This window comes from Streptomyces sp. NPDC006265, assembly GCF_040613555.1.
GTDB lineage: Bacteria > Actinomycetota > Actinomycetes > Streptomycetales > Streptomycetaceae > Streptomyces.
In genome coordinates, this window is record NZ_JBEXSH010000807.1 from 1 (window position 1) to 4,192 (window position 4,192).

The window sequence follows — 4,192 nt, forward strand, 5'->3', positions numbered from 1 at the left end:
GCCAGGGCTACGCCTCGGGCCTGGTCGGCATCGCCCCAGGACTTCGGCGTGAACGTCTGACGGACGCCTGAGCGTTTCGCGGGGAGCCCCCGGGCCGGACGTCCGGCCCGGGGGCTTCGCCCTCAGGGGCGCGGGGCTGTGCCGCATCGCCGGCTCCGCCACGGGGCGCGACACGAGGTCGTCGACCATCGTGAGGACAGGCAGATGGGGCGCCGCTGCACGGTCCTGCGCAAGGAACTGACCGGGCCGTGAGAGTTCAGGGCTGCTCCGGCTTTCCCTCCCCGTACAGCCACGCGTCCCAGACGCCCTCCAGGTCCTTCCCGGGCGCCCGCTTCTCCACATAGGCCGTGAAGTCGGCGGTATCGGCGTTGCCGTGCCGGTACGTGACCGCCCACCCCCGCAGGATCGAGAAGAACCGGTCGTCCCCGACGACCTGACGCAGCTTCTGCAGCACCATGGCCCCCCGCCAGTACACGGGCGGGTCGGAGATCTGCCCGGCGTTCGGCGGGTCCGCCGGCGGGAACTCCCAGATCTCCTCCCCGGCCTCCTTCGTGTCGAAGTACGCGCCGGAGTACACCGCGTCGAACGTCTCCTGCGCGCTGTCGCCGCCGTGGTCCTCCTCCCACAGCCACTCCGCGTAGGTCGCGAACCCCTCGTTGAGCCACATGTCCCGCCAGCTCTCGGGCGTGACGGAGTCGCCGTACCACTGGTGGGCCAGCTCATGGACGAGCAGCGTGATGTCGGGGGCGCCGGGGAACACCGGCCGGGTCTGCGTCTCCAGGGCGTAGCCGACGGAGGCCGCACTGTCGACGATCGCGCCGGTGGAGGAGAAGGGGTACGGCCCGAACCTCCGCTCCGCCCACCGCAGCACCTCCGGAATCCGCCCGAGCACGGGTCGGCTCGCCGCCGCCTCGGCCGGGTCGACGGCCGAGTACAGGGGCAGGTCCCCGGCCCTGGAGCGGCTGACGTCGAAGCGGCCGATCGCGAGGGTGGCGAGGTAGCTCGCCATCGGCTCGCCGCTGTGCCACACGAACGTCGTACGGCCCCGCGCGGTCCGCTCGCTGCGCAACTCCCCGTTGGAGACGGCCTGCAGCCCCTTCGGCACGGTCACCGCGAGGTCGTAGGCCGCCTTGTCGGAGGGGTGGTGGTTGCCGGGGAACCACGCCATCGACCCCGTCGGCTCGCCGAGCGCGAGCACCCCGTCCGTGGTGCGCAGCCAGCCCTCCTGGGAGCCGTCCGGGTCGGTGACGGTCTCAGGCGTTCCGGAGTAGCGGACGGTCACACGGAACGTGCCGTCCCGGTCGATGTCGTCGTGCGGCCGGACGGTGAGTTCCTGTCCGGCGCGGTTCCAGCGGGCGGTCTCGCCGCCGACGGTGACCTGCTCGACGTCCATGCCGAGCAGGTCGAGGTTGAACGCGGAGAGGTCTTCGGCCGCCCGGGCGGTGAGAGTGGCGGTGCCGGTGAGGTGGTGGGCGTCGGGGTCGTAGGCGAGGCGCAGGCCGTAGTGGGTGACGTCGTAGCCGCCGTTGCCGGCCTTCGGGAAGTACGGGTCGCGGACGCCGGAGCCGCCCGGGCTTCCGTGCACCCCGCCGCCGCACGCGCTGAGGACGAGCGCGCAGGCCAGCAGGGAGGCGGCGGGCAGCGTGGGGACAAGACGTACAGATCGGGCCACGCTCGTGATCCTACGATCGCGTGACACCATCACCCCCGTGCTCGACATCGGCTACGCCCTCTCCAACCGCTTCCCCGACCCTCCGCAGACCGACTACCGCCGCGCGGACGTCCGGGCACTGCGGCACGACCTGTTCTGCGGGGACGTCTATCTGGCGGACACCAAGACGGACCACGAGGTGTCCACAGCCTGGGGATGGGTGCCGGTGCTCGACTTCGCGTGGGCGCTGTGCGACATCGTGGAGCGGATCGACCGGGACCCGGCGGGCTCGCGGGCGTCCCGGCCGCAGCGGGCGGAGCTGGACTTCACCGAGTCGACGGACCGGATGCTGTTCGAGCGCCGCTTCGGCTGGGTGGACATCGAGGCCGACTGGATGCGCGCGGAGGAGCCCGCGCTCACCGTCTCCCACTCCGAACTGCGCCGCGAGTCGCGGGACTTCCTGCACGACCTGATCGCCGACCTCACCGACCTGCACGACGACCTCGCGGAGAACCCGGCGATCTGGACCCTCCAGGCCCGCTTCCCCCGCCTCCCGTAGCCGCCGCCGGAGCCGCCGTCCCGAGCCGCCGCCGGGGCGTCAGCCCTCCACGCGGATCCCCCACTGCGCGGCCAGCACCGGTGCCAGGTCCAGTAGTTGCGCCGAGCTGATCACCGCCCCCGACAGCCGGTCCAGCCCGCGGGTGATCTCCAGGGACGCTGCGCCGCGCAGGTCGACGTCCGTGAGGGTCGCCGCGTGCAGGTCGGCGCCCTTCAGGGCGCAGTCGACGAACTCCACGCGCTCCAGGCGGGCGCCGCCGAAATCCGGCTCGACCAGGACGCAGCCCTCGAAGACGACGTCCCTGAGCCGGGCCGTGCGCAGGTTCAGATAGTCGATCTTGCCGCCGCGGATCAGCACCCGCTCCAGCACCGCCCCGTGCAACTGCGGTCCGCCGAGCCGGGCATCGGTCAGCTCCACATCGCGCAGGGTGGCCTCGGCGAGGTCGGTGCCGACGCCCCGGACGGCGGTGAGGGTGGAGTCCAGGACGCGGGCATGCCGCAGCCGGGTCTCGTCCAGCGCGCAGCCCGTCAGGGCGCAGTCCATGAAACGGGCGCCCGACCCGTCCTGCCCGGAGAGGTCGGCCTCCCGGAAGTCCAGCCCGTCGTAGTCCCCGTCCGGCTCCAGCCCGCCGCCCTCGTACGGCTCCAGCACCGGCAGCCGCACCTCCGGTCGCCGTGCGCCCTTCACACCCGTACCGCCCGCCGCTCTCCTCGCCATGCGCCCATGCTGCACCCCACCACTGACAACAGGCGGGGCGGCCCGGCGTCCGAGCGGACACCGCTGCCCACCATCCCCGGCCGCGAGGTCGCCGGAGTCGTCGAGTCCCTGGGCGAGGGCGTCGCCGGTCCGTGGCTCGGCAAGCGGGTCGTCGCCCACCTCGGCTTCGTCCCCGGGGGCTACGCCGAGCTGGCCGTCACCGAGGTCGAGCGCCTGCACGAGATCCCCGGCAACCTGGACTTCGCCGAGGCCGTCGCCATGATCGGCACGGGCCGTACGACGATGGGCATCCTCCAGTTCGCCGACCTCGGCCCCGGCTCGGTGGCGATCGTCCCGGCCGCGGCCGGAGGCATCGGCACCCTGCTCGTGCAGTACGCGAAGAACGCCGGCGCGACCGTCGTGGGCCTCGCGGGCGGGCCGGAGAAGACCGCGCGCGTGCAGGCGGGCGGCGCCGATCTCGCCGTCGACTACAAGGACCCCGCCTGGCCCGCGAAGGTCCGTGCGCATCTCGGCGGCCGGAGGGCGACCGTCGTCTTCGACGGCGTCGGCGGCGACATCGCCCGCGAGGCCGTCGGCCTCCTCGGCCCCGGCGGCAAGCACATCGTCTTCGGCTGGTCCGGCGAGGGCATCCGCGACGGCGAGCCCTACCTCGTCGACGGCGTCTCCGAGCAGGTCCTCGGCCCGGTGATGCTGGGGAAGGCCGGCGGGCCCGACCCCGTCCGCACCCTCGAACTGCGCGCCCTCACCGAGGCCGCCGCCGGCCGGCTCACCCCGGCCGTGCAGCGCTTCCCGCTCGCCGAGGCCGCTGCCGCGCACCGCGCGCTGGAGACCCGCGGCACGATCGGAAAGGTGGTCCTGGAGCCATGGCCCGACACCCCACCAGCGGCGACGGATCCGCGGATGCAGGCCGCCCCGATCCGTGGTCTTCTGACGGGATGAGTGTCACCCGGACAGGCGAAAAGGGCCCTCCCGTGGACACCGACCCGCGCCGCTGGTGGGGCCTGGTCGTCATCGCCCTGGCCCAGCTCATGGTCGTGCTCGACGCGACCATCGTGAACATCGCCCTCCCCTCCGCACAGCGCGGCCTCGGCATGTCCGACGGCAACCGGCAGTGGGTGATCACCGCCTACACCCTCGCCTTCGGCGGACTGCTCCTGCTGGGCGGCCGGATCGCCGACCTCGTGGGCCGCAAGCGGACCTTCGTCATCGGGCTGGTCGGCTTCGCCGCCGCCTCCGCGCTCGGCGGCGCCGCCACCAACGCGGGC

5 protein-coding genes are annotated in these 4,192 nt (G+C 73.3%); 3 read left to right on the forward strand and 2 right to left on the reverse strand.

What is annotated here, in order from left to right; all coding sequences use genetic code 11:
* Positions 1-256: 256 nt before the first annotated feature.
* Complete coding sequence (locus tag ABZ281_RS40345; protein WP_356662946.1) at positions 257-1,702, reverse strand: M1 family metallopeptidase; 1,446 nt, start codon at positions 1,700-1,702, stop codon at positions 257-259.
* Positions 1,703-1,709: 7 nt separating this feature from the next.
* Here ABZ281_RS40345 and ABZ281_RS40350 point away from each other — a divergent pair, with 7 nt between their 5' ends.
* On the forward strand, positions 1,710-2,210 hold the full coding sequence (locus ABZ281_RS40350) for a hypothetical protein (RefSeq protein ID WP_185007171.1): 501 nt from the start codon (positions 1,710-1,712) through the stop codon (positions 2,208-2,210).
* Between the two features lie 39 nt (positions 2,211-2,249).
* On the opposite strand, the gene ABZ281_RS40355 is transcribed toward ABZ281_RS40350, so the two are convergent.
* Positions 2,250-2,927 carry a pentapeptide repeat-containing protein gene (locus ABZ281_RS40355; protein WP_356662947.1) on the reverse strand — a complete coding sequence of 226 codons (678 nt, stop codon included), beginning with the start codon at positions 2,925-2,927 and terminating at the stop codon, positions 2,250-2,252.
* Between the two features lie 6 nt (positions 2,928-2,933).
* On the opposite strand from ABZ281_RS40355, the gene ABZ281_RS40360 reads away from it, so the two are divergent.
* Positions 2,934-3,866, forward strand: a complete 933-nt coding sequence (locus tag ABZ281_RS40360) for a zinc-binding dehydrogenase (RefSeq protein WP_356662948.1) — start codon at positions 2,934-2,936, stop codon at positions 3,864-3,866.
* Positions 3,863-4,192, forward strand: a 330-nt coding sequence (locus tag ABZ281_RS40365; protein ID WP_356662949.1) for an MFS transporter, incomplete at its 3' end; no start/stop codon positions are given. The genes ABZ281_RS40360 and ABZ281_RS40365, both read left to right, overlap by 4 nt.